The following is a 25,151-nucleotide window of genomic DNA, read 5'->3' as shown; positions in this document are numbered from 1 at the left end:
TTTTGCCTGGCGGCCATAGCGCCGTGGAACCACCTGATCCCATGCCGAACTCAGAAGTGAAACGCGGTAGCGCCGATGGTAGTGTGGCATTCGCCATGCGAGAGTAGGACACTGCCAGGCACCCAATACAAGAAACCCCGCTCGATGAGCGGGGTTTTTTATTGCCTGAAATCAGCTACTTTCAGGCTATTAGTGGCCAATTCTTCGCTTTTCTTACTTCTTTTCACGATTCCTGTTCGATGCAGGGCAACGCCATATTGACCACCCCATCTTCCAGCTGGATATCGATCTTGAAGCCGAGGCGCTTGGCCAGATTGATCATGCCGCGATTGCTGGGCATGGTCATGCCAGAGAGCTGGCCTATCTGCGCTTCCCTGGCGTAGCGCACTATCTTCTCCATCAGCAGGGTGCCCAGCCCCAGCCCTTTCATATCCGAACGCACCAGAATGGCAAACTCGGCATCCTGCTTGTCCGGGGTCGAGATGGCTCGCACCACCCCCAGGATCTGCTGGCTGCAGGCGCCGTCCTGGCCGACCGCGACGAAGGCCATCTCCCGGTCGTAATCGATCTGGGTCATTCGGGCCAGCTCCTCGTGACCCAGCTCCCCCACGTCGGCGAAGAAGCGCTTGTATCTGTCCTCATCGGAGACCTTGAGCACGAACTGCTTGTGGGCCGGTTCATCTTCCGGCCGGATCGGGCGCAGCAACACATGGCTCTGATCCTTGAGCCAGGCCCCCTCTTCCAGCTCGGTGGGATAGGGGCGTATGGCCAGAGTCGTTCCCGCTTCAGGCTCCGGCTGGGCCAGGATCAGACCGGCATCGAGTACCACCATCTCGTTGCCGCAGGCCTGCAGCGGATGCAGATCCAGCTCGCGGATTTCCGGGAAGGCGAGCAGCAGCTCGGAGAGCTGGCACAGCACCTGGGCCAGCGCTGGAATATCCAATGGCTCCGTACTGGCTTGTTCGCGGATCTTGCGGCTCTTGAGGGCTTCGATGATCTGGTAGCGGGCCAGTGCCTGGTTGAGCGGCGGCAGGGCGGCCACCATCTCCTGAGGGGCGGCGCCGGACTCCCCCAGCAGGATCACGGGGCCGAACACGGGATCCTGCTGGATGCGGATCCTCAGTTCAAGGCCACCGCTGCGTCTGGCCATGCGCTGCACCAGCAGACCTTCGATGCGGGCGCCGGGATCATGCTGGCGCACCCTGTCCAGAATGGCATCGGCGGCCTGGGCCACCTCGGCCGAGGTACGCAGGTTCAACATGACCCCGTGTACCGAAGACTTGTGGGCGATGTCGGGGGATCTCAGCTTGACCGCCACCGGGTAACCTATCTGCTCTGCGGTCAGGGTCGCCTCTATGGCATCCGTGACGATCCAGGTTGGCAGGGTGGCGAGACCGCTGGCCTGGAGGAGCGGCTGCACCAGATGGGTATCCAGCCTCAGCTGCTTGCGCTCCAATGCCTGCTGGATCAGCTTCTTGCAAAGCGCGAGGTCCACCTTGTCCCCTTGCAGGGAGGCCGGCGTTTCCATCAGCTGCTTCTGGTTGCGGCGGTATTCCACCATGTGCATGAAGGCGTTGACCGCACTCTCCGGGGTCCGGTAGGTGGGAATGCCCGCCTCGCTGAACAGGCGGCGTCCCTCCTGGGCCGAGAACTCCCCCGCCCAGTTGGTGAGCAGGTTGAAGCGTCTGGCCCTGGGGTGCTGCTTGAGGTAATCGATCAGGCTGCGGGCCAGTTCCACTCCCCGCGCCGTGAGGGAGGGGGCATGGATCAGCAGGATGGCGTCGGCCTCGTCCCCTTGCAGCACGGCATCGAGGGCGCGGCAGTAACCCTGGATATCGGCATCGCTGCCTATGTCCTGGGGGCGGCCCGCCAGCTTGCCGCCTCGCTCTTGCAGCACGTCAGCCGCCATGTTGGCCAGGCCGCGGCCATTGGAGATGATGGCGAGGCGCTCCCCCTTGAGAGCCAGGGAGTGGCTGAGGGTCTCCACGGCGGCGAACAGCTCATGGGTATCGCGCACCCGCAGCATGCCGGCGCGGCGAATGGCCGCGTCATAGACGTTGTCGAGGCCGTTGACCGGATCATGGCGACCGCTCTTGAGCACCAGGATGGGCTTGTTGCGCGAGGCGGCGCGGGCGGCGGAGAGAAAGTGTCTGGCATCGTGCAACTTGTCCATATAGAGCAGGATGGCGCGGGTCACACTGTCGCGGGAGAGCTGGTCGAGTAGCTGGCCGAAGTCGATGTCACAGTGATCGCCGAGGGAGACGAAGGCGGAGAAGCCCACCTCGTGTTGCTTGGCCCAATCCAGGATGGTGGTACTCACGGCCGCCGATTGGGAGAGAAAGGCCACCTGACCCGGTTTGGCGGCGATGGGGGAGAAGCTGGCGTTGATGCCCTGTCCGGGCAACAGCAGGCCCATGCTGTTGGGGCCGAGCAGGCGGATGCCGTACTGGTGGCGCAGCCGCTGCAGCTCGCGTCGCTCCTCATCGTTGAACTCCCCGGCCAGTATGATGACGGCGCCGGTGCCACGCTGGCCCAGGGCCTCTACCAGGGGCAGTACCCGCTCGCGCCGGGTGCAGATGATGGCCAGATCCGGGGCCAGCGGCAGGCTGACCACATCCGGGTAGGCCAGCACACCGGCGATGGCCTGGCTGTCGGTACTGACCGGCAGTATGGGCCCCTTGAACTGGCCCGCCAGCAGATGGCGGATCAGCACATGGCCCGCCTTCTGGGGGTTGCTCGAGGCACCGATCACGGCGATTGACTGGGGTTTGAAGAGCCGATCCAGGCCACTGGGTTTCATGGGGAGGCATCCGTTACTGGGCACAGAGCCTGAGTCTAACCTGTCTCGGCGGCGGCTTCTGTGACCAGATGCGCCATCAGCGCTTGCCGAGCTCGGCGGCGACCAGATAGAACCTCAGTTCCCCCTGGATGCGGCGCACCGCCGCCAGATGGCGATCCTGCAGATAGATCTCCTGCTCCTGTTCCAGGCAGGCCCTGGGCAGGCCCATGCTTTGCAGATACTCCTCAAACAGCACAGGGCTCCTGATTTCGACGAGATGATCCTTCATGGGCGACTCCTTGCTCTGGTGCGGGTTGAGGGAGCCTAGTGTAGTCAAAAGGGTCAGGGGTGCTAGCTGTCAGATCTGTCACCAAGATGGCGGCTGGGCGGCTAGCCGTAGTTGTGCTGGCTCTTGGCTGTGTCCCAGAATGCCTTGACCAGAGGCTCTTCCAGCCGCTTCTTGAGTACCCCCATGCCCACATCGAAGGGTTTCAGCGCCGGCTTGGGGTCGACGATGCGCACCTTTTCCCCCATGGGGCTGTGATCGATCACGGCGGCGGGCACCAGGCCGACACCGCAGCCGAGGGCCACCATGGCGACGATGCCTTCATTGCCTGCCACCTCGGCATAGATGTTGGGGGCTATGCCCTTGTTGCGAAACCACTGATCGCAGCGTTTTCGTGCCAAACCCTGTTCGGAGAGGATGAGGGGCAGCCTCTCCCAATCCGGCTCACCCTGGCGAAACCACTGGCTCAGTTGTGGCGCCGTGCGGGGGGCGATAAACACCAGGGGCACCTGCTGCAGGCTGGCGAATTCCAGCTTGGCGGGCAGGGCGTCGGGGCGAGCGGCGATGGCGATGTCCACCTCCTCGCCGAGGATCTTCTCCACCGCCAGGGCCGGGTCGCCGGTCTCCAGCTTGATTTCCAGCTGGGGGTAGCGGCGGCGAAAGCGCTCCAGCACATCGGGCAACAGGAAGTAGCTGGCGGTGACCGAGCAGAACACCCGCAGTCGCCCCTGCAAGGGTTCGTCGCTGCGTTTGAGTTCCTGCTTGAGCTGGCGCCACTCCTGCAACAGGTTGCCACCGAACTCCCGCAGCTTCTCCCCGGCGGGGGTGAGGCGCACGCTGCGGTTGTCCCGCTCGAACAGCACGCAGCCGGTCTCCTGCTCCAGACGCTGGATGGCGCGGCTCAGGGTGGAGGGGCTGACTGCCATGGCGTCGGCGCTCTTGCCAAAATGAAGGGAGTCGGCGAGGTGAAGAAACAGCTCGAGATTGCGAAGGTCCATCGTTGAAATCCTGCAAAACGGTCCATGGGCCGCATATATCCGCCCGGGGTGTCGGAAGTCATGCCTCGGGCGAGAAGGCGGCCTGAAATGGCGAAGTATAATATTTCAATTCCTGCAACGTACTGTTTCGAATATATCAGTTCAAGCAATATCTGTCCCGCGCTATAGTGGTTTGGTCAACGCCCATAGCGGCACGGAATCAACCGAACGGAGCAATCACCATGGCGAACTATTTCAACACCCTGAACCTGCGTCAGCAGTTGGCCCAGCTGGGCAAGTGTCGTTTCATGCAGCGGGCGGAATTCGCCGATGGCTGCGAGGTACTGAAGGGCAAGAAGGTGGTGATTGTGGGCTGTGGCGCCCAGGGTCTGAACCAGGGCCTGAACATGCGCGACTCCGGGCTGGACATCTCCTACGCCCTGCGCAAGGCCGCCATCACCGAGAAGCGCGCCTCCTGGCAGAAGGCCACCGACAACGGCTTCGTGGTCGGTACCTATGAAGATCTGATCCCGACCGCCGATCTGGTGCTGAACCTGACTCCGGACAAGCAGCACTCCGACGTGGTGAAGACAGTCATGCCGCTGATGAAGCAGGGCGCCGCCCTGGGTTACTCCCACGGCTTCAACGTGGTGGAAGAGGGTCAGCAGATCCGCGCCGACATTACAGTCGTCATGGTCGCACCCAAGTGCCCGGGGACCGAGGTGCGTGAAGAGTACAAGCGTGGTTTCGGTGTGCCGACCCTGATCGCCGTCCACCCGGAGAACGATCCCCAGGGCGAAGGCATGGCCATCGCCAAGGCCTGGGCCTCCGCCACCGGCGGCGACCGTGCCGGCGTACTGGAATCCTCCTTCGTGGCGGAAGTGAAATCCGACCTGATGGGCGAGCAGACCATACTGTGCGGCATGCTGCAGGCCGGTTCCCTGCTCTGCTACGACAAGCTGGTTGCCGAGGGCACCGACCCGGCCTACGCCGGCAAGCTGATCCAGTTCGGCTGGGAGACCATCACCGAGGCCCTGAAGCAGGGTGGCATCAGCCTGATGATGGACCGTCTGTCCAACCCGGCCAAGCTGCGCGCCTTCGAGCTGTCCGAGCAACTGCGCACCCTGATGCGTCCGCTGTTCGAGAAGCACATGGATGACATCATCGCCGGCGAATTCTCCCGCGGCATGATGGCCGACTGGGCCGAGGATGACGTCAAACTGTTCACCTGGCGCGAAGAGACCGGCAAGTCCGCTTTCGAGAATGCCCCGGCCTATGCGGGCAAGATCGCCGAGCAGGAGTACTTCGACAATGGCGTGGTCATGGTGGCCATGGTCAAGGCGGGTGTCGAGCTGGCGTTCGAAACCATGGTGGCCTCCGGCATCTATGAAGAGTCCGCCTACTACGAATCCCTGCACGAACTGCCGCTCATCGCCAACACAGTCGCCCGCAAGCGTCTGTACGAGATGAACGTGGTCATCTCCGACACCGCCGAGTACGGCAACTACCTGTTCGCCAACGCCGCCGTGCCGCTGCTGCGCGAGCACTTTATGCCGACCCTGCAGGCCGGCGATCTGGGCAGCGCCCGTGCCGAGAGCAAGGCGGTGGACAACCTGGCGCTGTTGGCCGCGAACGAGGCGACCCGCAATCACCCCATCGAGCAGATCGGCCAGACCCTGCGCGGCTACATGAAAGACATGAAGCGCATCGCCGTCGGCGGCTGAGTGTCAATCAGGGGCGGGGGTGACGACTCCCGCCCATCCGCCAACGGGCAATAAAAAGCCCCGCTCATCGAGCGGGGCTTTTGCATTCAGAAAGGCCGGATAAATCAGGCTTTCCAGGCTTTCCAGGTGTTGATCAGACCGTTGGTGGAGCTGTCGTGGCTGGTGACCGCCTCGTTGTTGCCCAGCTCCGGCAGTATCTTGTTGGCCAGCTGTTTGCCCAGCTCCACGCCCCACTGGTCGAAGGAGAAGATGTTCCAGATTGCGCCCTGGACGAAGATCTTGTGCTCGTACATGGCGATCAGGGCACCCAGGGTTTTCGGGGTCAGGCTCTTGAACAGTATGCTGTTGGTCGGGCGGTTGCCCTCGAACACCTTGAACGGCACCAGCTCTTTAACTTGGTCGAGCGTCTTGCCGGCGGCCAGGAACTCGGCCTCCACCGCTTCCTTGCTCTTGCCGAAGGCCAGGGCCTCGGTCTGGGCGAAGAAGTTGGCCAGCAGTTTCGGATGGTGGTCACCGATCGGGTTGTGGCTGATGGCCGGCGCCAGGAAGTCACAGGGGATCAGCTTGGTGCCCTGGTGGATCAGCTGGTAGAAGGCGTGCTGGCCGTTGGTGCCCGGCTCGCCCCAGATGATGGGGCCGGTCTGATAGTCGACCTTGTTGCCATTGCGATCCACGTACTTGCCGTTGGACTCCATGTTGCCTTGCTGGAAGTAGGCCGGGAAGCGGTGCATGTACTGGTCGTAGGGCAGGATGGCTTCGGACTCGGCACCATGGAAGTTGTTGTACCACAGGCCAATCAGCGCCAGCAGCACAGGCACGTTCTGCTCATAGGATTTGGTTGCGAAGTGCATGTCCATCTCGAAGGCGCCTTGCAGCAGGGCCTCGAAGTGCTCGAAACCGAGGGACAGGGCGATGGGCATGCCGATGGCAGACCAGGAGGAGTAGCGGCCGCCGACCCAGTCCCAGAACTCGAACATGTTGTCGGTGTCGATGCCGAACTCGGCCACGGCCTTGCCGTTGGTGGAGAGCGCGGCGAAGTGCTTGGCCACCTGGGCCTTGTCACCGGCGATGTCGACGAACCAGTCGCGGGCGGTCAGGGCGTTGGTCATGGTCTCCTGGGTGGTGAAGGTCTTGGAGGCCACCAGGAACAGGGTGGTTTCCGCATCAATCTCTTTGAGAGTCTCGGCGATGTGGGTGCCATCGACGTTGGAGACGAAGTGCATCTGCAGGTGGTTTTTGTAGGGGCGCAGCGCCTCGGTGATCATCACAGGGCCCAGATCGGAACCGCCGATGCCGATGTTGACCACGTGCTGGATCGCCTTGCCGGTGTAGCCTTTCCACTCGCCGGAGATGATCTTCTCGCAGAAGCCCTTCATCTTGGCCAGTACGGCGTTCACTTCCGGCATCACGTCCTTGCCGTCGCACTCGATGGGGCGGTCGGAGCGGTTGCGCAGGGCCACGTGCAGCACGGAGCGCCCCTCGGTCATGTTGATCTTGTCGCCGTTGAACATGGCATCGATGGCGCTGCGCAGATCGGTCTCTTTGGCCAGATCGATGAGCAGCTTGAGGGTCTCCTCTGTGATCAGGTTCTTGGAGTAGTCGACCAGGATGTCGCCCTGATAGGTGAGGGAGAACTTGTCAAAACGCTGGGGATCCTGTGCGAACAGATCCTTGAGTCGAGTCTCTTTGTTCGCTGCAAAATGGGCTTCCAGCGCCTGCCAGGCCTGGGTCTGGGTTGGATTGATGTTTTTCATAGACTTCCTGAGATTCCAAGTTGTGTTTGAACCTTGCAGGCAAGGCTCCCGCCAAACCTTATTATTGTGGCTAGTATACCGAGCCGGTGAGTGGACTCATGTAACAGAGTGTCTCGCCCTGGCCGCGTCCAGTGTACATTCAAAACCCTCGAATTATGAGCCTGCCCCATGACGGCGGCATTGAGCCTGCTCATCTTTTATCCCCCCTGGCTGGTTGGTGAATGTGTGAATGCATGATGGCACCTCCATTGCCTGAGCCAGATCAGCGCCCTGGCCGCCGGCGGCCTGATCTGAGCCGTCCTCAACCCCATCCGGTGTCGTCATCTTTTAGTTGGGTATGGATGCTTGAGCTTACCCTTACAGTAAAGGTTAATGTTGATGCATGAGTCGCATCACAGGAGACTTATCATGACCACAACCATCCAGCTACCTATCCAAGGCATGAGCTGTGCCAATTGCGCGAGCCGCATCGGGGCGGCCCTCAATCGCATCGATGGCGTCGAGGCCAGGGTCAATTTCGCCCTGGAGCAGGCCGCCGTCACCCTGCAGGATGAGGCCTCCCTGCCCGAGGTGGTGGCGAGCATTCGTCAGCAGGGCTATGAGGTGCCGGGCGAGCGAGTCGAGTTTCAGGTGAGCGGCATGAGCTGCGCCGCCTGCGCCGGCCGCATTGAGCGGGCCCTTTCTGCCCTGCCGGGCGCCCTGTCGGCCGAGGTCAACTTCGCCACCGAGCGCGCGTTGATCATCATGCTGCCCGGGCCCCTGAGCCCGGCCGCGGTGCGCGACCAGATAGTCGCACTGGGCTTTGGCGCCGAGCAGGTGCGCGGCAGCGTCTCCGCCCGTCAGCAGCAGTTGCAGGCGCGGGAGCAGCAGGAGCGACAGGAGGCTCGGCACGCCCTGCATCAGGTGCTGATCGCCACCCTGCTCACCCTGCCCCTGCTGGCGGGCATGGTGACCATGGCCGGCCTGCTGAGCTGGCATCTGCCGGCCTGGGCCGAGTGGGCGCTGGCCACACCGGTGCAATTCTGGATCGGTGGGCGCTTCTACCGCGGGGCCTGGCTGGCCCTGAAGAACAGGGCTGCCAACATGGATGTGCTGGTGGCCACCGGCACCAGCGCCGCCTACTTCTACAGCCTCTATCTCTGGCTGAGCCTAGGGGCGCAGGCCTCGGGTCACCTCTATTTCGAGGCCAGCGCCCTCATCATCACCCTCATCTCCCTCGGCAAGCTGCTGGAGGCCCGCGCCCGGCGCAGCACCCAGTCGGCCATTCGCGAGCTGATGGCGCTGCGCCCCGAGCGTGCCACGGTACAGCGGGGTGGGGACTGGGTCAGCGTGGCGGTGGACGAGGTGCTGCGTGGTGATCTCATCCGGGTATTGGCCGGCGAGCGGGTGCCGGTGGACGGCACCATCACCCAGGGCAGCAGCGAGCTGGATGAATCCATACTCACCGGCGAGAGCATGCCGGTGCCACGGGGCATGGGCGAGCCCGTGCTGGGGGGCGCCATCAATGGCTCCGGTGTGCTGACCATAGCGGCGACGACGGTGGGGGAGGATTCCAGCCTCAACAAGATCATCGCCCTGGTCGAGCGTGCCCAGATGGGCAAGGCGCCCCTGCAACAGCTGGTGGACAGGGTCTCCGCCGTGTTCGTGCCCCTGGTGATGGCCATCGCCCTGCTCACCCTGCTGCTGTGGTGGGCCTGGGCCGGAGACTTCGGCCATGCCCTGCTGGCGGCGGTGGCCGTGCTGGTCATCGCCTGCCCCTGCGCTCTCGGCCTGGCGACTCCGGCGGCCATCGTAACGGGCACCGGGGTGGCGGCGCGCCACGGCATCCTGATCAAGGACGTGGACACCTTGCAGAAAGCCCATGACATCAAGGCGGTCATCTTCGACAAGACGGGTACCCTGACCGAGGGCAAACCGGTGTTGCAGAGCTGGAGCGGTGACGCCGACTCCCTGCGTCTTGCGGCGGCGTTGCAACAGGCGAGCGAACACCCCCTGGCCCGCGCCATGACTGCCAGCCAGGTGCAGGCCTCCCTGCCCGAGCCGCAAGGGGTCGAGGTGCGGGTCGGCAGCGGCATTGTGGGGGAGGTCGAAGGGAAAAGGGTCGCCATCGGCAATCCGGCCCTGATGGCGAGCCTGGGGCTGACCGTCGACCCGATTGAGGAGACGGATGGCGCGACCCGGGTCTGGGTGGCCATCGAGGGCCGGCTGGCCGGGGTGGCCGCCCTGGCGGACAAGCTGCGTCCAGAGAGCCGTCAGGCGGTGGCGAACCTGCGGGCGCGCGGCATCGACAGCTGGCTGGTGAGCGGCGATGCCCCCGGCCCCGTCGCCCGGATCGCCGGCGAGCTGGGGCTGACTGGGGCATTCGATTCCGTCTTGCCCGCCGGCAAGGTCGACAAGGTCGAGGCGCTGCGCGAACAGGTGCAGGGGCGGGTCGCCATGGTCGGTGACGGGGTCAACGATGCCCCCGCCCTGGCGGCGGCCGACGTCGGCATCGCCATGGGGTCCGGCTCGGATGTGGCCATGGAGACGGCGGCCATCACGCTAATGAGAGCAGATCCCCGGCTGGTGGCCGATGCAATCGACATCTCGGCGGCGACCTGGCGCACCATACGTCAGAATCTGTTCTGGGCCTTCGCCTTCAACGTGATAGGCATTCCCCTCGCGGCGCTCGGCTACCTCAGCCCCGAGCTGGCGGGGGCCGCCATGGCCCTGAGCAGCGTGACCGTGCTCAGCAACTCCCTGCTGCTCAAGCGCTGGTGCCCCAAGGCCGGGCAGGCATGAAGGGGGCGGGGGCATCGCGGTCCCCGACAGATAACAGACAGGAAGCGGCAGCGGCGGGCCATGGCGGACGCCCTGCATCATCCATTGTTCGGTAGCTAGTCCAGGCCCGGAAGCGGGCCCGATATCAGGAGTCATAGATGAACATCAGCAAGGCCGCCCAGGCCACCGGCCTCAGCGCCAAGACCATACGTTATTACGAGAGCATCGGCCTCATCACGGCGCCCCTTCGCAGCGATAACGGCTATCGCAGCTACGGGGAGGAGACGGTGCGTGAACTGCACTTCGTCAAGCGGGCGCGGGAGACGGGTTTCAACCTGGAGGAGTGCCAGGAGCTGCTGGCCCTGTACCGTGACAAGCACAGGAGCAGCGCCCAGGTGAAGAAGCTGGCCCAGGAGAAGATCGTCGACCTCAAGGCCCGCATCCAGGGCTTGCAGACCATGTTGAGCAGCCTGGAGGGGCTGGTAACCTGCTGCCACGGTGATGACAGGCCAGAGTGCCCCATTCTCGACGAGCTGGAGCGGGGCTGAGGCGGGGGCGTTCGCCGCCCCTTGGCTGACCCTGGCTGATGGAGTGGTTAATAAGTGGCCATTTGTTGTTGGCTGCCGGGGGCTGGGATAGACTAGGCGGCTATCGCAAACGGAGTACCTCCCCCTTGAGCCAGAGTGTGACACGACAGGTCAGGCAGGCCATCATGGTCCAGCTCTATACCCATGCCTCGTTCAGTCTGCCCTGTCTGGCGCTGTTGGCCCTGGCGTGGTCCATGCTGTTCCATGACTATTTGCCCGCCCTTGAGGCGTGGAGCTGGTTCGGCCTGGTGCTGCTGTCGCTCTGCGCCCGGGTCTGGCACCTGCGCTGGCGTCGCGCCAGGCTGGACAGCACCCCCCTGGCCCAGCTCGAGATCGAGCTGTTCGTCGGCGTCACCATCACCTCCATCATCTGGTCCCTCGGCGTGCTGCTCTACATGGGGGCGTTGCCCGACGCCTATCGCGCCGCCATGATGATGCTGGCCAGCCTGATCCTGACCGGCAGCGCCATCATGTTGTTCGGCAGTCGGCGCGCCTTCTATGGCGCCGTCTTGCCCCTGGGGCTCACCATCTTGTTCGAGCTGGGCCAGGGCAATGAGCAGGAGCGGATCGTCGCCTGCATGCTGGCCGGCTACCTGTTCATCTTCCTGCCGACCCTGCTGCGTCGCCTGCGCCGGGATCAGGCCGCGTCTCTGTACCACAGCTTCTCCAATGCCAATCTGGTGGCCGAGCTCAAGCAGGTCTCCGAACACCTCAAGCTCGCCTCCCGTCGGGACGGCCTGACCGGGATCGCCAACCGCGCCCATCTGGATCACTGTCTGGCCAAGGCGTGGCGCCGCTGCCATCGGGCCCAGGCTCCCCTCTCCCTGGTGCTGGTGGACGTGGATTACTTCAAGCAGTTCAACGACCACTATGGCCATCAATCCGGTGACGAGTGCCTGCAGCAGGTGGCGGCCCTGCTCGCCAAGGTGCCGCGGCGCGAAGACGATCTGGCGGCCCGTTACGGGGGCGAGGAGTTCGCCCTGCTGCTGCCTTGCACCAGCATGCAGGGCGCCTTGCAGGTAGCCGAGCAGGTGCGCGACGCCCTCAAGCAGATCCATATTCCCCATCAGAAGTCCCTGGTCAGCGGCCGGGTGAGCTGCAGTTTCGGGGTGGCGACCCTGGTGCCGGATAACCATGCCACTATTGCGGATTTAGTGCAGAAAGCGGATGCGGCCCTCTATCAGGCCAAGCATAATGGGCGGGATCGGATCGAAGTCGCCTTGATGGGAAAGGTGGCTTGACTCACTCCTGACAGATTAAAGAGGTCGTCTATGCAATGTCATCGTATCGAAGAGCTGCTCGAGCTGCTGCAACCCGCCTGGATCAAGGAGCAGGATCTCACTCTGATGCAGTTTGTTGCCAAGCTGGCCGGGGAGGCCGGCTTCGAGGGGCCGCTGTCGGAGCTGACCGATGACATGCTGATCTATCACCTCAAGATGCGTGAATCCGACAAGCAGGCCATGATCCCGGGGCTGGCCAAGGATCATGTGCCCGATTTCAAGGAAGCCCTGCTCAAGGCGCGCGGCATCAAGTGATCCCGAGTCCGGATTGAGGGGACGAAGAGGGTTCAATAGAATCTTGCTAAGAGGCAGGTCGTCAACCGGCGATGTGCCTTTTCTGTTGCCGTGAATTGCGAGCGCGCTCCAATATTCGACACATTAAACCCACTCTGTTATCAGGCTGTTTAAGATATAATCCGCGCCATAACAACTGACGGAGTGATGGGTAGCAATGGCCGAGCAGGAGAAGATCGACATCAAGGATGTCACCGACAAGGGTGTGACCGGGACCTTCAACCCGAATGCCTTCAAGTCCGGCGATGACAGGTTCAATCCGGGCAATCGCATCTATGTGAGGGCCCAGACCGGGCGCTGGCAGCGGCTGCGCAAGCTGATGGGCTGGTTCTTCATGGTGCTGTTCGTCGCCCTGCCCTGGCTCCGTTACGATGGTCGTCAGGCCATACTGTTCGATCTTGAGCATCAGCAGTTTCATATCTTCGGCGCCACCATCTGGCCCCAGGATCTCACCCTGCTGGCCTGGGTGTTCATGATAGCCGCCTTCGCCCTCTTCTTCGTGACCACCTTCCTCGGCCGGGTCTGGTGTGGCTACCTCTGCCCGCAGACGGTGTGGACCTTCATGTTCATCTGGTTCGAGGAGAAGTTCGAAGGCTCGGCCAACAAGCGCCGCAAGCTGGATGCTGCCCCCTGGAGCGCCGACAAGCTGTTGCGCAAGGGGGCCAAGCACCTGGCCTGGATCCTGCTGTCGCTGGGCACAGGCCTCACCTTCGTGGCCTATTTCCAGGATGCCACCCTGCTGGTGCCCCAGTTCTTCAGCGCCGCCACCTCGGGCTGGGTCGCCTTCTGGGTCATCTTCTTCGCCGCCTGCACCTATGGCAACGCCGGCTGGATGCGCGCCATCATGTGCATCCACATGTGCCCCTATTCCCGCTTCCAGTCCGCCATGTTCGACAAGGACACCTTCATCGTCGGCTATGACGCCAAGCGCGGCGAGAACCGGGGCCCCCGCGCCCGCAAAGCGGATCCCAAGGCGCTGGGGCTGGGGGACTGCATCGACTGCGATCTCTGCGTGCAGGTCTGCCCGACCGGCATCGACATCCGCGATGGCCTGCAGTACGAGTGCATCAACTGCGGCGCCTGTGTCGATGCCTGCGACAACACCATGGAGCGGATGGGCTATCCGAAGGGGCTGATCAGCTACACCACGGAGCACAAGCTGGAACACGACAGCACCCATGTGGCGCGTCCCAAACTGATTGGCTATGGCCTGGTGATGGTGATCATGCTGGGGGTCTTCGTCTACAACGCCATGTCCATCATGCCCATGGGGCTGGACATCATCCGTGACCGCAACCAGCTGTTTCGCGAGAACAGCGAGGGGCTGATAGAGAACACCTACACCCTCAAGATCCTCAACAAGACCCTCCATGACCAGGGATTCCAGCTGGATGTGGAAGGCCTGCCCGAGCACCAGTGGTTCGGCCCGCGGGAGGTGACCCTGAAGGCGGGTGAGGTCTATACCCTGCCCATCAGCCTGGCGGTGGATCCCTACAACCTGAAGCGGCCGGCCCTGGATATCCAGTTCGTGCTCAGGCGCACCGATGCGCCGGCGGAGGATGGCAAGGCCGAGCTGCGCCAGGCCAGCAAGTTCATCAGCCGGCTCTGATCCCGGGAGGCGCCGGGCGCGAGGCAGATGGCGGGCCAGTTTCGCCAATCATTTGCCGGGGGAGTGATAGAATGGGGCGCATCGGCGCCCCTTGTTCATGGTGGATTTCATGCGTTTCAACTATTCCGACCTCAATCCCGATCTCATCTTGGATGCGCTGGATCTCAGCGGCCTGCGTATCGACTCCGGCCTCATCGAGCTCAACAGCTACGAGAACCGGGTCTATCAGTTTCAAGACGAGGATCGCCGCCGCTATGTGGTGAAGTTCTATCGCCCTGGCCGCTGGAGCCGGGCCCAGATCCTGGAGGAGCACGGCTTCGCCGCCGCCCTCAGCGAGGCGGAGATCCCGGTGGCGGCGCCCATCGCCTTCGCCGGTGAGACCCTGCTCGAGCATCAGGGTTACCCCTTCGCCATCTGGCACAGCGTGGGAGGACGTCAGTTCGAGGTCGACAATCTGGATCAGCTGGAGTGGGTGGGACGCTACCTCGGCCGCATCCATCGCATCGGGGCCGCCCGTCCGTTCCAGCACAGGGTCCGGCTCGACGTGGAGAGCATGCTCCACGAGCCTCGGGCGCTGCTGGCGGCGGGGGAGTGGCTGCCGAGCGGCCTTGCCCGGGAGTTCTTCGGCCTGCTCGATGAGTTGACCAAGCACGTCACCGATGCCCTGCGCCTCGACGTGGCCCAGATAGCCCTGCACGGGGACTGCCATCCGGGCAACATCCTCTGGCGCGACGGCCCCCTGTTCGTGGATCTGGATGACAGTCGCACCGGTCCCGCCATCCAGGATCTCTGGATGCTGCTCTCGGGGGAGCGCAGCGAGCAGCTGATCCAGCTCGACACCCTGCTGGCGGGCTACGAGGAGTTCATGACATTCGACCACCGCGAACTGGCGCTCATCGAACCCCTGCGCGCCATGCGCATGGTGCACTACATGGGCTGGCTGGCCAGGCGCTGGGAGGATCCCGCCTTCCCCCGCCACTTCCCCTGGTTCAATACCGAACATTACTGGCGCAGCCAGATCGCCAGTCTCCATGATCAGCTGGCGGCCCTGCACGCCCCGCCCCTGGCACTGATGCCGGGCTGGTGACGTCCGTCCCGCGGGCCTGAACGCGCCCGCCTTTGCCATTGACGCCGGCAGGGGGACACAATAGGCTTGGACTGCTTCGGTTCTCCGGGCGTGCCTCACTGCTTCCCCTTAACAGGAAACATCATGAAAAAAATACTGTGCTTTCTTGCTGCCATGCTGATGATGCCCATGGTCCACGCCGCCCCTGAGTTCAAGGAAGGCGTCAACTATGACGTAGTCAAACAGACCGGCAGTGCCCAGCCCGAGGTCATGGAGTTCTTCTCCTACTTCTGCCCTCACTGCTACAAATTCGAGCCGATCGTCGCCGATCTGCAGAAGAGCCTGCCGGAAGGGGTGTCCCTCAAGAAGAACCCGGTTGCCTTCCTGGGTCGCGAGATGGGCCCCGAATTGCAGCGCGCCTATGCGGTGGCCAACCTGCTCAAGGTGGAAGAGAAGGTGACTCCGGCCATCTTCGAGACCATGCACGTCAAGCGTCAGATGCCCCAGAGCCGTGACGATGTGCAGCAGATCTTCACGGCCAACGGCGTGCCGGCCGAAGAGTTCGGCGGCGCCGTGGACAGCTTCGCCGTGTCCGGCATGGTCGCCCAGTTCGACCGCAACACCGAGACCTACAATGTGCGCGGCGTCCCGGCCTTCCTGGTCAACGGCAAGTACATGGTGAAGATCGAATCCATCACCTCCCAGGAGCAGTTCAATCAGCTGGTGAAGTTCCTGCTCGCCAAGAAAGACTGATAGACGCCCCCTGACAACACGCCCGCCGGTGCAAACCGGCGGGCGTTTTTTTATGGCGATGGGGCAAGGAAGGCACAGGCACGGCTGCGCTAAGTGTCAGACCTGACAGTCCCGCTGCGGGCGAGAGACGCTGGGCAGCCGGGTGCGGCGGCTGAGCTCCTCCGCCAGCCAGACCAATAGCAGGATGGCGAGGATCAGCGTGGCGGCCTGATCGTAACGAAACAGGCTGAGGGAGACATAGAGCTGCTGCCCCAGACCGCCGGCGCCGACGACCCCGAGTATGGTGGCGGCCCTCAGGTTCATCTCGCCGCGATAGAGGCCATAGGCCAGCCACTGCTGCCACACCAGGGGCAGCAGGCCATAGCAGAAGCTGGCCAGCCGGCCCGCCCCCGCCAGTTGCAGGGCGCGGCGCGGCGCCTGGTCCGCATTCTCCAGACTCTCCACGAACAGGCGGGCCAGCACCCCTGTGGTGTGCAGGGTCAGCGCCAGCACCCCGGCGACCGGACCCAGCCCCACGGCGATCACCAGCAGGCTGGCAAAAATCAGTTCGGGCACGGAGCGCAGCAGGTTGAACAGCAGGCGCAGCGGCCAGAACTGGCGGGCCAGTACCGCCAGCGGCATGGCCAGCAGGGCGCTGAGCAGGGTGCTCAGCAGTGCCATCTGCAGGGTGTCCACCACTCCCTTGGCCACCAGGGCGAGGAAGGGGGCAGACCAGTCCGGCTGCAGAAATTCGGCCAGGAAGCGCCCCATGCCGCCGAGGGAGAGGCTCAGGCTGCGCCAGTCGAGCAGGACAAAGGCTCCCAGGCTGGCGAGCAGCAACAGGGCGCAGAGCAGCAGGCCAGGGGCACGGCTTTGGCGCAGCCAGGCGCTCAGGCCATCGGCCAGCACCACCAGGACCACGAAGGCGAACAACAGGGTCGCCACCTCGCCGCCGGCGAACATGCGCAGGGAGAGCTCGAGCTGCTGGCCCAGGCCGCCGGCGCCGACGAAGCCCATGATGACGGAGGCGCGCAGGGCGCACTCCCAGCGGTAGACGGTGTAGGAGAGCAGCTCCTGGCGCACCGCGGGCAGCACGCCATAGCAGAGCGCCTGCAGCCGGCCGGCCCCGCCGAGCAGCAGGGCCCGGGCCGGTTGCAGGGCCCCGCTCTCCATGATCTCGTTGTAGACCTTGGCCAGCATGCCGCCGTAGCTGACCGAGATGGCCAGGATGGCGGCCATGGGGCCCAGCCCCGACAGGCGCACGAACAGCAGCGCCCAGATGAGCTCGGGCAGGCTGCGCAGCAGGATGGCGACCAGTCGACACAGGGCGCGCAGGCCGTTGCGCAGCGGAGCAGGCAGGGCGCCTATCCGCGACAGGGAGAGGGCGCGGGAGCCCAGCAGGGCGAAGGGCACCCCGAGCAGCAGAGCCCCGAACAATCCCAGGGTGGCGACCGCCAGGCTCTCCAGGCTGGCTCTCAGGGTCAGGACGAGAAAATCCTGATCCAGGCGCGGCGGCCAGCTCTGGGCGGCGAAGTGGCCCATCTGCCGCCAGCTGGCGGGGTCGAGCAGGGCGAGCCAGCCGTCGGCATCCTGCCAGAGACCGTAGAGAGCCAGCAGCAACAGCCAGGGCCAGGGGCGACGAAGGGCCTGGTCGAGACGGGGAGCGGACGCTAGCACGGTCGGGCCTGCTCTGCGTCCGGGCTGGCAGGCGACTCGTTGCCATAGAGCTCGGCGAGCATGGCGGGGGAGATCGCCTCGGCGGCGCAGTCGAACAGGATGCGCCCCTGGCGCAGCCCTATGATGCGAGGGAAGTGGCGCAGGGCCAGATCCACCGCATGGAGGTTGGCGATGAGGGTGCTGCCGCGCGCCCCGGCCTGCTGGTGCAGGGTGAGAATGCTGGCCTCGGCCAGCACGGGATCCAGGGCGGAGACGGGCTCGTCCGCCAATATGAGCGGCGGATCCTGATAGAGCACCCGGGCGATGCCGACCCGCTGGCGCTGGCCACCGGAGAGCTCGCCGCAAGGCTGGTGCAGCTTGTCGGCCAGAGACAATCGAGCCAGTTCGGCGCGGGCACCCTGCGGATCCTGGGGACGCAGCAGGGAGAACAGGGCCCGTGGCAGAGACCACTGGCCGAGCCGACCCGCCAGCACGGCGGTGATGACGGGCTGGGAGTCGGGCAGGGGCGGGGTTTGCCAGATCATGCCGATGCGGCTGCGCAGCCGTTGCCGCTGCCGGCTCGACAGTTGCCAGGGGTCCTGCTGCCACAGCAGCAGGGCCCCCGCCTGCTCGGCCCTGAGTTCGGTGGCGAGCAGGCGCAGCAGGCTGGTCTTGCCCGCCCCGCTCGGCCCGATCACGGCGACCCGCTCACCGACCCGGATCTGCAGGCTGATGTCTGCCAGCACGGGCAGTTCACCGAACTTCAGGCTGGCCCGACGCAGGTCGACGGCGATCACTTCAGCAGGCCCGCCTGGATGGCGGCGGCTTCGATGCCCTGGTAGTTCTCGGGCCTGGTCTCGATGAAGCGGCTGGCCCGCTGCAGCTGCAGTATCTCGGCCTGGGCCGGCACGCCGGGGTCCAGGGCCAGGAAGGCTTGCTTGAGCCTGGCCTGCAGCGCCGGGTCCAGGTCGCCGCGCACCGTCCAGTTGTAGTCAAAATAGGTCGGCGTGGTCCAGATCACCTTCACCTTGCTGGTATCGACCTTGCCCTCTTCCAGCAGCTTGTCCCATACGGAGGCGTTCAAGGCGCCGGCGGGCACCTTGCCGGAGGCGACCCAGGCGACGGTGGCGTCATGGGCGCCGGAGAAGGCGACATGGGCGAAATCCTGCTCGGGCTTGATGCCCTGCTCGGCCAGGAAGTGGCGTGGCATCAGGTGGCCAGAGGTGGAGGAGGGGGAGCCGAACGCGAAGTCCTTGCCCTTCAGATCGGCGAGGGTTTCGATGCCGCTGTCGGCGTTGGCGATGAACTTGGAGGTGAACTGGGCATCTTCCGCCCGCTGCACCAGGGGCACCACCTTGTCGGCGCGGCGATGGGCCTGCACATAGGTGAAGCCCCCGAGCCAGGCCATGTCTATCTTGCCGGCGGCCAGGGCCTCGACCACGGCGGCGTAGTCGTTGACCGGGACGAAGACCACCTCGCGCCCGGTCTGCTCGGCCAGGTAGTCCCCCAGGGGGGCAAACTTGCGTTGCAGCTCGGTGGGCGCCTCATCCGGGATGGCGGAGACCCGCAGCGGCTCGGCGGCCATGACCCCCAGAGTGGCAAACAGGGCGGTGAGGGGAAGCATCCATTTCTTCAGCATAGGGTTTTCCTTTCATGGGGGCGGGTAGCAGGAAGGCCCGCGCCGGGGCGGGCCTGGTATCGGCATATGGTATTCATCCCGGGGCGCGGACGCCAGCGCGGCCCGCTCCGGGCTCAGCGGGGCAGGTGGAAAGCCTGTTTGAGGTGACGGACGAAGTCGGCATCCCGGCACAGGGTCTTGCCCGGGCTGTCGGAGATCTTGGCGACCGGGCCGCCGTTGCACTCCATCAGCTTGAACACGATGTTCATGGGGGTCACCCCGGGCAGATCGCAGGTGAGCTGGGTGCCGATGCCGAAGCTGGTGTTGATGCGGCCGCGGAAGTGGCGAAACAGCGCCACCGCCTTGTCGAGGTTGAGGCCGTCGGAGAAGACCAGCGTCTTCCCGGCAGGGTCGATGCCGAGGCGCTGATAGTGGCTGATGGCCTTCTCCCCCCACACCACGGGGTCGCCGGAGTCGTGGCGCAGCCCCTGGTAGCGGCTCGCCAGATCGAAGTCGAAGTCATGGAGGAAGGCATCCATGGTGATGCAGTCGGTCAGGGCGATGCCGAGGTGGCTGCGAAATTCGTCCAGCCAGCTGGTGAGGGCGGCGCGCTGGCTCAGGGCCAGGGGGAAGCCGAGCTGCTGGTGGGCCTGGAACCATTCGTGGGCCTGGGTGCCGACCGCGGGCAGCTGGTACTTCTGGGCCAGCTGATAGTTGCTGGTGCCGCGAAAACAGGGCAGACGCTCCCGGAGGCGGCCCACCACGGCATCCTGGACGGCGTGGGAGAAGCGGCGGCGGGTGCCGAAGTCGATGAGGTGGAACTCGCTCATCTCCGCCGGGCTCAGCGTCCGCTCCAGCTGGTCTATTTTCTGATCGAGCCGCGCCAGCGCCTGGGTCACCCCGAACTGGGGATAGCGGAAGCGGTTGCGCATCTCGCTGATGGTGGCGAGCACGGGGATCTCCCACAGGATCACGTCCTGCCAGGGCCCCTCGACCCGGACATTGATGCGGCCATCTTGCTCGAACACCTTGAGCAGGGAGGCGTCCAGCGGTTTGCGGCGCAGGTGATCGAGATAGTCGGCGCCAAAGAAGGGGCGCTTGGCCAGGAAGTCGGCCTCCGCCCTGCTCAGACGCAGGGAGCCGGCCAGGCGCAGCTGTTCCTCGATCTGGCCCATCATGGGCAGCAGGTCTTCCTCGTTGCGGCTGTGAAACTCAGCCACCACCTCGGCATCGGGATAGCGGTGATAGACGGCCTGCTGCATATGTAGCTTGTAGGCATCGGTGTCGAGCAGGCTGGTGAGAATAGGTTGCATATCAGGCATCCAGCAGGCGTTGTACGGCGGTGAGGTCCCGGGCCAGCTCGGCCCCGGCTTCGATCATCTGGGTGTGAGCACTGGCAACCGTATCCGGGGCTATGCCGCGACAGGCGGCCAGATGCACTATGACCCGAAAACCGGCCTGGCGCAGTTGCAGCACGCTGGTCTTGACGCAGTAGTCGGTGGCCAGGCCGCCGGCCAGCACTGTGGTGACGCCGCGGCTGTGGAGAAATTCGATGAGGCCGGTGCTGCGTCGCCCGGCCAGATCGTGGTAGCAGGCGCCATAGGGGTGCAGGTCGGACTCAATTCCCTTCCAGACGAAGAAGTCGTAATCGATGGGGGCAGGCAGGCCGTCGAGCAGCTCGAAACCCGGGGTGCCGGGCACGCAGTGGCGGGGCCAGCTCAGGTCCGCATTGGCATGGGGCAGGGGGGTGAAGGGCGGGCTCGTCGTCCAGATGGCGTTCGCCGAGTGGGCATCCTTGCTGCCGACGCGCACGCTGGCCAAGGCGGCCTGGGCGTTGAGGGCGGCGACTATCTCATCCCCGCCGGGCACGGGCAGCTCCTGCGGACAGAGGGGGGTGAATCCCTTCTGCGCGTCTATATCCAGGCTGGCGATGATTCCCATGATTGACTCCTGCACATATTATCTATGTGATATTATCTACCAAACATTAATGGAAGGCGAGCGAGACGATCGAGATGCCAAGCATGAGTCTGGACATGGTGGTGCTGCGTTTGAACGAGGAGCGGCTCGAGCTGCTCCTCGAGCCGCGCCAACGCCAGCCCTTTGCCCACTGCTGGCAACTGCCGGCCCGACGCATCGATGAGGGTCGTGACCGGGATCTGGACGATGCCCTGCAGCGCTTGCTGGCCGAGTGGGGGCTGGGGGTCTGCTACAGCGAGCAGGTCTGCACCCTGGGGGATCAGGAGCGGGATCCCCGTGGCTGGTCCACCACCCTGGTCTATCTGTGTCTGGTGGGGCCCGATACGGTGCCGAGCCGGGGCCGGTGGCATCCCCTCACCGCCCTGGAAGGGCTGAGTCTGGCCTTCGACCACGCTCGTCTCATCGGCAAAGGGCTGGAGCGGCTCAAGATAAAGAGCCGCTACAGCACGCTGCCGGTGCAGTTGCTCGGTGCCGAGTTCACCCTGTCCGAACTGCAACGGGCCTACGAGATCATCTTGCAGACGCCCATGAACACGGCGGCCTTTCGCAAGCGGATCCATCGCGCCAATATCCTGGCCGACACCGGCCGCAAACGCACCGGCAAGCAGAGGCCCGCCAGCCTCTACCGGCTCGATGCCCCGCCCTGCATCCTGTTCGATCAGCTGATGCATGGCGCCGAGGCCTGAGCCGCTCGCGGGAGCGCCGCGATAGGAGAGGGGATGTGCCGGGGCCATGGGAGCGTCATCAATCGACTGGAGGTCGAACCATGAAGGAATCAAGACCCACGCAGGCCAGGGTGCTGGTCAGCGCCTGCCTGTTGGGACAACCTGTCCGCTATGACGGCCAGAGCAAGGGGATCGTCAGCGACTGGCTGGTGGCGCTGGGGGCCGAGGGGCGCTCGTTTGCTTTCTGTCCCGAGGTGGCAGGCGGTCTGCCCACCCCGCGCCCGCCGGCCGAGCGACAGGGTGAACGGGTGATCACAGTGACCGGGCTCGATGTCACCACAGAGTTCGACCATGGCGCCGAGCTGGCCCTGGCGCTCTGCCGGCGCGAGGGGATCCGCTTCGCCCTGCTCAAGGAGGGGAGTCCCTCCTGCGGCAGCGGCCGCATCTACAACGGCCGCTTCGAGGGCATCTCCATGGCGGGGGAGGGCAAGACCACGGCCCTGCTACGCCGCCACGGCATCCGTGTCTTTTCCGAGGATCAGCTGGCCGAGCTGGCCCGCGCGCTGGGCTGAGCCCGGCCCTCCCATTACCCGGCGTCGCCGGGGCTCACCCTGGCTGACCTGGGCGGCTGCCATCGGCCAGCAGCCGGGTCAGGGTCTGATCCTTCTCGCGCCAGATCCCGTTCAGCCACTGCTGAAACCCCTGCTGGAATTCGGGGTCATTGAAGTAGTCCCCCACCAGACGAGGCTCTATGGGCAGGAAGCGCACCCTGACCCGAATGGTCTCTACCCGCCCGCACATGAAGTCCCAGAAGCTCGGGATCCCCCCTGGATAACCTATGGTCACGTCGACCAGCTGGTGCAGCTTGCCGCCCATGGCCGCCAGGGTGAAGGCGATGCCACCGGCCCTGGGGTGGAGCAGATGGCGGTAGGGAGCCCCCTGCTTGTCATGCTTGCGGGGGGTGAAGCGGGTGCCTTCGACGAAGTTCATCACGCTCACCGGGATATGGGCGAACCTGGCACAGGCCTGCCGGGTTGTTTCTATGTCTTTTCCCTTCAGATGTGGCTTTCTTTCCAGCAATTTTCTCGAATATCGCCGCATGAAGGGGAAGTCCAGCGCCCACCAGGCCAGCCCGAGAAAGGGGACCCAGATCAGCTCTTTCTTCAGGAAAAATTTCAGGAAGGGGATCTGCCCATTGAACACCCGCTGCAGCACCAGGATGTCGACCCAGGACTGGTGGTTGGCGATCACCATGTACCACTGCTGCAGGCTGGCCTGGTCCATCCCTGTCACCTCGAACCGGGTCCGAGAGAGGCTTTGTTGAACCAGGTTGTTGAACCGGATCCAGTAACCGGCGCAGCCATCGAGCAGGGCGGTGCATCCTCTGCGCCAAGGGGCGAGGGGCACCATCAGCTTGAGCAGGGCCAGCAACAGCACGGGGATAAACCAGAACAGGGTATTGATGAAATAGAGCAGGGTCGAGAGGCTGCCGCGCAGTCGCTCTATCAGCTTGTTTTGCATGGGGGTCGCGTCCGTCTTGCCGACTAGGGTGTGATTAAGTGGTCAGATGTGTGCCCATGTTAGCAGCCGAGTCGGGCCAGGACCAAGGGGGAGGTGGTTGGGGGCTGTGCCTGCCTCGGCAGGTTCAACCGCTGCGCAGCCGGTTGAGGAGCCGGTCCATGGCACGGTAGCCCAGGGCCTCGACCAGGTGGCCTTTCTCTATGTCCGCCTTGCCCGCCAGATCGGCCAGGGTACGGGACACCCGCAGGATGCGGTGCCAGGCCCGGATGCTGAGTCCCAGCCGCTGGATCGCCGTCTCGAGAAAGTCGGCATCTTGCGGTGATAAGTGGCAAACGTCCTCTATCTCCCGGCTATCTAGCAGGTTGTTCAGCTTGCCGCCCCGGGCCAGCATGCGTTCACGGGCGGCCAGCACCCGCTCGCGGATCTGTGCGCTGGGTTCACCGCGCTGCACCTTGCCGGTCAGGCTCCCCTTGGGCAAGAGTGGAACCTCCACCGTCAGATCGAATCGGTCGAGGAAGGGGCCCGAGAGCCTGCCAAGATAACGGAGTATCTGATCCGGGCTGGCCCGGCTCAGGCCGTCGCCGAAATGGCCGCAGGGGCTGGGGTTCATGGCGCCAATGAGCTGGAAGCGGGCGGGAAAATCCACCTGGCGGGCGGCTCGGCTGATGGTGATGCGGCCGGTTTCCAGCGGCTCGCGCAGGGCATCGAGCACCTTGCGCTCGAATTCAGGCAGCTCGTCGAGAAACAGTACCCCATTGTGGGCCAGGGAGATCTCCCCGGGTCTCGGGTGGCTGCCGCCTCCCACCAGGGCCACCGCCGAGGCGCTGTGGTGGGGCGTGCGATAGGGCCTGTGGTGCCAGTGGCCGGCGCGGGGGGTGAGGCCGCCGATGGAGTGAATGGCGGCGGTCTGCTGCGCCTCCAGCTCGCTCAGCGGCGGCAAGATGCCGGGCAATCGACTCGCCAGCATGCTCTTGCCGGTGCCGGGCGGGCCGATGAACAGCAGGTTGTGGCTGCCGGCGGCGGCGATCTCCAGTGCCCGCTTGGCCTGGGACTGGCCGATCACATCCTGCAGATCGGCCACCAGGGGGCCCTCGCTGTCCGGCTGGGAGAGGGGCAGGGGCAGCTCGTACTGGCCCGCCAGCCAGGCGGTCACCGCCAGCAGCTGGTGGGCGCAGCGCACCTCGGCATCCTGGATGAGGGCGGCTTCGGCACCGTTGGCGCTGGGCACCAGCAGGGTGCGGCCGACATCGCGGCAGGCGAGCACGGCGGGCAGCACGCCGTGGATGGGGCGGATCTCGCCGGTCAGGGCCAATTCGCCCAAAAATTCATGATCGAGCAGGTATGTTGCCGGTATCTGCCTGGATGCGGCGAGAATGCCGATGGCGATGGCCAGATCGAAACGGCCCCCCTCCTTGGGCAGATCGGCGGGGGCCAGATTGACCGTGATGCGTTTGGAGGGAAACTCGAAGTTGCCATTGAGCAGGGCGCTGCGCACCCTATCCCGCGACTCCTTCACCGAGGTTTCCGGCAGGCCCACCATGTTGAAGGCGGGCAGGCCGTTGGAGAGGTGCACTTCCACCGTGACTTGAGGTGCCTGGATCCCCAGGCTGGCACGGCTATAAACCACAGCTAATGACATAAACCCCATCCTTGAGTTGAGTTATGTTCTGACTAACTGCAATTTGTCAGTTTTTTATGCCAGCCTCGTTCGACTGATATAGTTAAAATTAGTGGCTTGTAATGCAATAAATGCTTGCCTGATAAAAACCATCATGCTAGTTCTAATAGCCATTCGCGGTGCAAACCGCCTCAATTTCACAGGATTTCCGGTTGTAACTATGAACATGGCCTCCCGTTTCGTCA

The 25,151-nt window shown here is 64.4% G+C and carries 21 protein-coding genes and 1 rRNA gene; 11 read left to right on the top strand and 11 right to left on the bottom strand.

The annotated features are described in order from the left end of the window. Positions 1 to 5 precede the first annotated feature (5 nt). Positions 6 to 120 (top strand): 5S ribosomal RNA (rrf, locus tag ACLHZ1_RS12525). A 103-nt stretch (positions 121 to 223) separates the two neighbouring features. Here the strand turns inward: rrf and ACLHZ1_RS12520 are convergent. The 3 genes from ACLHZ1_RS12520 to ilvY form a co-directional block, all read right to left on the bottom strand. Further along, positions 224 to 2,800 (bottom strand): GNAT family N-acetyltransferase, encoded by a 2,577-nt coding sequence (locus ACLHZ1_RS12520; protein ID WP_427262352.1) that lies wholly within the window; start codon positions 2,798 to 2,800, stop codon positions 224 to 226. A 76-nt stretch (positions 2,801 to 2,876) separates the two neighbouring features. Next, entirely contained in the window at positions 2,877 to 3,068 is a 192-nt protein-coding gene (locus tag ACLHZ1_RS12515) for a hypothetical protein (RefSeq protein WP_408797186.1), read from the bottom strand. A 101-nt stretch (positions 3,069 to 3,169) separates the two neighbouring features. Continuing rightward, a complete protein-coding gene (ilvY, locus tag ACLHZ1_RS12510; RefSeq protein ID WP_408797187.1) occupies positions 3,170 to 4,063 on the bottom strand; it encodes an HTH-type transcriptional activator IlvY in 894 nt (297 codons plus the stop codon). 221 nt (positions 4,064 to 4,284) lie between these two features. On the opposite strand from ilvY, the gene ilvC reads away from it, so the two are divergent. Beyond that, a complete protein-coding gene (gene ilvC, locus ACLHZ1_RS12505; RefSeq protein ID WP_427262351.1) occupies positions 4,285 to 5,766 on the top strand; it encodes a ketol-acid reductoisomerase in 1,482 nt (493 codons plus the stop codon). Between the two features lie 104 nt (positions 5,767 to 5,870). Here the strand turns inward: ilvC and pgi are convergent, their stop codons facing one another. Next, positions 5,871 to 7,520: a glucose-6-phosphate isomerase gene (gene pgi / locus ACLHZ1_RS12500; RefSeq protein WP_427262350.1), complete on the bottom strand. Its 1,650-nt coding sequence runs from the start codon at positions 7,518 to 7,520 to the stop codon at positions 5,871 to 5,873. Between the two features lie 408 nt (positions 7,521 to 7,928). Here pgi and ACLHZ1_RS12495 point away from each other — a divergent pair, with 408 nt between their 5' ends. From ACLHZ1_RS12495 to ACLHZ1_RS12465, 7 genes are all read left to right on the top strand, one after another. After that, positions 7,929 to 10,301: a heavy metal translocating P-type ATPase gene (locus ACLHZ1_RS12495; protein ID WP_427262349.1), complete on the top strand. Its 2,373-nt coding sequence runs from the start codon at positions 7,929 to 7,931 to the stop codon at positions 10,299 to 10,301. Positions 10,302 to 10,438: 137 nt separating this feature from the next. Next, complete coding sequence (gene cueR, locus ACLHZ1_RS12490; RefSeq protein ID WP_041998926.1) at positions 10,439 to 10,828, top strand: Cu(I)-responsive transcriptional regulator; 390 nt, start codon at positions 10,439 to 10,441, stop codon at positions 10,826 to 10,828. Between the two features lie 125 nt (positions 10,829 to 10,953). Further along, the gene (locus tag ACLHZ1_RS12485) at positions 10,954 to 12,108 is read left to right on the top strand and encodes a GGDEF domain-containing protein (RefSeq protein WP_427262348.1); all 1,155 of its coding nucleotides are present in this window, start codon (positions 10,954 to 10,956) and stop codon (positions 12,106 to 12,108) included. Positions 12,109 to 12,138: 30 nt separating this feature from the next. Beyond that, the gene (locus tag ACLHZ1_RS12480; protein WP_408797197.1) at positions 12,139 to 12,402 is read left to right on the top strand and encodes a YihD family protein; all 264 of its coding nucleotides are present in this window, start codon (positions 12,139 to 12,141) and stop codon (positions 12,400 to 12,402) included. 196 nt (positions 12,403 to 12,598) lie between these two features. Continuing rightward, the gene (gene ccoG / locus ACLHZ1_RS12475) at positions 12,599 to 14,050 is read left to right on the top strand and encodes a cytochrome c oxidase accessory protein CcoG (protein ID WP_427262347.1); all 1,452 of its coding nucleotides are present in this window, start codon (positions 12,599 to 12,601) and stop codon (positions 14,048 to 14,050) included. 97 nt (positions 14,051 to 14,147) lie between these two features. After that, entirely contained in the window at positions 14,148 to 15,137 is a 990-nt protein-coding gene (locus tag ACLHZ1_RS12470) for a serine/threonine protein kinase (protein WP_041999267.1), read from the top strand. A 123-nt stretch (positions 15,138 to 15,260) separates the two neighbouring features. Then, entirely contained in the window at positions 15,261 to 15,869 is a 609-nt protein-coding gene (locus tag ACLHZ1_RS12465; RefSeq protein WP_408797203.1) for a thiol:disulfide interchange protein DsbA/DsbL, read from the top strand. 96 nt (positions 15,870 to 15,965) lie between these two features. Here ACLHZ1_RS12465 and phnE read toward each other — a convergent pair whose 3' ends face one another. From phnE to ACLHZ1_RS12440, 5 genes are all read right to left on the bottom strand, one after another. After that, the gene (phnE, locus tag ACLHZ1_RS12460; RefSeq protein ID WP_427262346.1) at positions 15,966 to 17,525 is read right to left on the bottom strand and encodes a phosphonate ABC transporter, permease protein PhnE; all 1,560 of its coding nucleotides are present in this window, start codon (positions 17,523 to 17,525) and stop codon (positions 15,966 to 15,968) included. Continuing rightward, complete coding sequence (locus tag ACLHZ1_RS12455; protein ID WP_427262345.1) at positions 17,519 to 18,301, bottom strand: phosphonate ABC transporter ATP-binding protein; 783 nt, start codon at positions 18,299 to 18,301, stop codon at positions 17,519 to 17,521. The genes phnE and ACLHZ1_RS12455 overlap by 7 nt, the downstream gene beginning before the upstream one ends. Further along, positions 18,298 to 19,143, bottom strand: coding sequence for a putative selenate ABC transporter substrate-binding protein (locus tag ACLHZ1_RS12450; protein WP_427262344.1), 846 nt, complete (start codon positions 19,141 to 19,143; stop codon positions 18,298 to 18,300). The genes ACLHZ1_RS12455 and ACLHZ1_RS12450 overlap by 4 nt, the downstream gene beginning before the upstream one ends. Positions 19,144 to 19,256: 113 nt before the next feature. Continuing rightward, positions 19,257 to 20,435, bottom strand: coding sequence for a nicotinate phosphoribosyltransferase (gene pncB, locus ACLHZ1_RS12445; RefSeq protein WP_427262343.1), 1,179 nt, complete (start codon positions 20,433 to 20,435; stop codon positions 19,257 to 19,259). A 1-nt stretch (position 20,436) separates the two neighbouring features. Next, positions 20,437 to 21,063, bottom strand: coding sequence for an isochorismatase family protein (locus tag ACLHZ1_RS12440; RefSeq protein WP_427262342.1), 627 nt, complete (start codon positions 21,061 to 21,063; stop codon positions 20,437 to 20,439). Between the two features lie 74 nt (positions 21,064 to 21,137). Between ACLHZ1_RS12440 and ACLHZ1_RS12435 the strand changes: the two genes are divergently transcribed. Together ACLHZ1_RS12435 and ACLHZ1_RS12430 are read left to right on the top strand one after the other, a co-directional pair. Further along, on the top strand, positions 21,138 to 21,788 hold the full coding sequence (locus tag ACLHZ1_RS12435; protein ID WP_408797212.1) for an NUDIX hydrolase: 651 nt from the start codon (positions 21,138 to 21,140) through the stop codon (positions 21,786 to 21,788). 80 nt (positions 21,789 to 21,868) lie between these two features. Then, a complete protein-coding gene (locus tag ACLHZ1_RS12430; RefSeq protein ID WP_408797214.1) occupies positions 21,869 to 22,339 on the top strand; it encodes a DUF523 domain-containing protein in 471 nt (156 codons plus the stop codon). 34 nt (positions 22,340 to 22,373) lie between these two features. On the opposite strand, the gene ACLHZ1_RS12425 is transcribed toward ACLHZ1_RS12430, so the two are convergent. Both ACLHZ1_RS12425 and ACLHZ1_RS12420 read right to left on the bottom strand, forming a co-directional pair. Continuing rightward, complete coding sequence (locus tag ACLHZ1_RS12425) at positions 22,374 to 23,288, bottom strand: acyltransferase (RefSeq protein WP_427262341.1); 915 nt, start codon at positions 23,286 to 23,288, stop codon at positions 22,374 to 22,376. Between the two features lie 124 nt (positions 23,289 to 23,412). Then, positions 23,413 to 24,927, bottom strand: a complete 1,515-nt coding sequence (locus ACLHZ1_RS12420; protein ID WP_427262340.1) for a YifB family Mg chelatase-like AAA ATPase — start codon at positions 24,925 to 24,927, stop codon at positions 23,413 to 23,415. Positions 24,928 to 25,151 lie beyond the last annotated feature (224 nt).

Source organism: Aeromonas sobria, assembly GCF_050266975.1.
In the GTDB taxonomy this organism is placed as follows: domain Bacteria; phylum Pseudomonadota; class Gammaproteobacteria; order Enterobacterales; family Aeromonadaceae; genus Aeromonas; species Aeromonas sobria_B.
Note: the sequence above shows the minus strand (reverse complement) of the source record. Positions and strands in the feature narration are given on the sequence as shown.

Coding starts and splice junctions, on each gene's coding strand:
- ACLHZ1_RS12465 (WP_408797203.1), top strand. CDS start 15,261: ATGAAAAAAATACTGTGCTTTCTTGCTGCCATGCTGATGATGCCCATG.
- ACLHZ1_RS12435 (WP_408797212.1), top strand. CDS start 21,138: ATGCCAAGCATGAGTCTGGACATGGTGGTGCTGCGTTTGAACGAGGAG.
- ACLHZ1_RS12470 (WP_041999267.1), top strand. CDS start 14,148: ATGGTGGATTTCATGCGTTTCAACTATTCCGACCTCAATCCCGATCTC.
- ACLHZ1_RS12515 (WP_408797186.1), bottom strand. CDS start 3,068: ATGAAGGATCATCTCGTCGAAATCAGGAGCCCTGTGCTGTTTGAGGAG.
- pncB (WP_427262343.1), bottom strand. CDS start 20,435: ATGCAACCTATTCTCACCAGCCTGCTCGACACCGATGCCTACAAGCTA.
- ACLHZ1_RS12440 (WP_427262342.1), bottom strand. CDS start 21,063: ATGGGAATCATCGCCAGCCTGGATATAGACGCGCAGAAGGGATTCACC.
- cueR (WP_041998926.1), top strand. CDS start 10,439: ATGAACATCAGCAAGGCCGCCCAGGCCACCGGCCTCAGCGCCAAGACC.
- ACLHZ1_RS12520 (WP_427262352.1), bottom strand. CDS start 2,800: ATGAAACCCAGTGGCCTGGATCGGCTCTTCAAACCCCAGTCAATCGCC.
- ilvC (WP_427262351.1), top strand. CDS start 4,285: ATGGCGAACTATTTCAACACCCTGAACCTGCGTCAGCAGTTGGCCCAG.
- ACLHZ1_RS12495 (WP_427262349.1), top strand. CDS start 7,929: ATGACCACAACCATCCAGCTACCTATCCAAGGCATGAGCTGTGCCAAT.
- ACLHZ1_RS12425 (WP_427262341.1), bottom strand. CDS start 23,288: ATGCAAAACAAGCTGATAGAGCGACTGCGCGGCAGCCTCTCGACCCTG.
- ilvY (WP_408797187.1), bottom strand. CDS start 4,063: ATGGACCTTCGCAATCTCGAGCTGTTTCTTCACCTCGCCGACTCCCTT.
- ACLHZ1_RS12480 (WP_408797197.1), top strand. CDS start 12,139: ATGCAATGTCATCGTATCGAAGAGCTGCTCGAGCTGCTGCAACCCGCC.
- ACLHZ1_RS12430 (WP_408797214.1), top strand. CDS start 21,869: ATGAAGGAATCAAGACCCACGCAGGCCAGGGTGCTGGTCAGCGCCTGC.
- ACLHZ1_RS12450 (WP_427262344.1), bottom strand. CDS start 19,143: ATGCTGAAGAAATGGATGCTTCCCCTCACCGCCCTGTTTGCCACTCTG.
- ACLHZ1_RS12420 (WP_427262340.1), bottom strand. CDS start 24,927: ATGTCATTAGCTGTGGTTTATAGCCGTGCCAGCCTGGGGATCCAGGCA.
- pgi (WP_427262350.1), bottom strand. CDS start 7,520: ATGAAAAACATCAATCCAACCCAGACCCAGGCCTGGCAGGCGCTGGAA.
- ccoG (WP_427262347.1), top strand. CDS start 12,599: ATGGCCGAGCAGGAGAAGATCGACATCAAGGATGTCACCGACAAGGGT.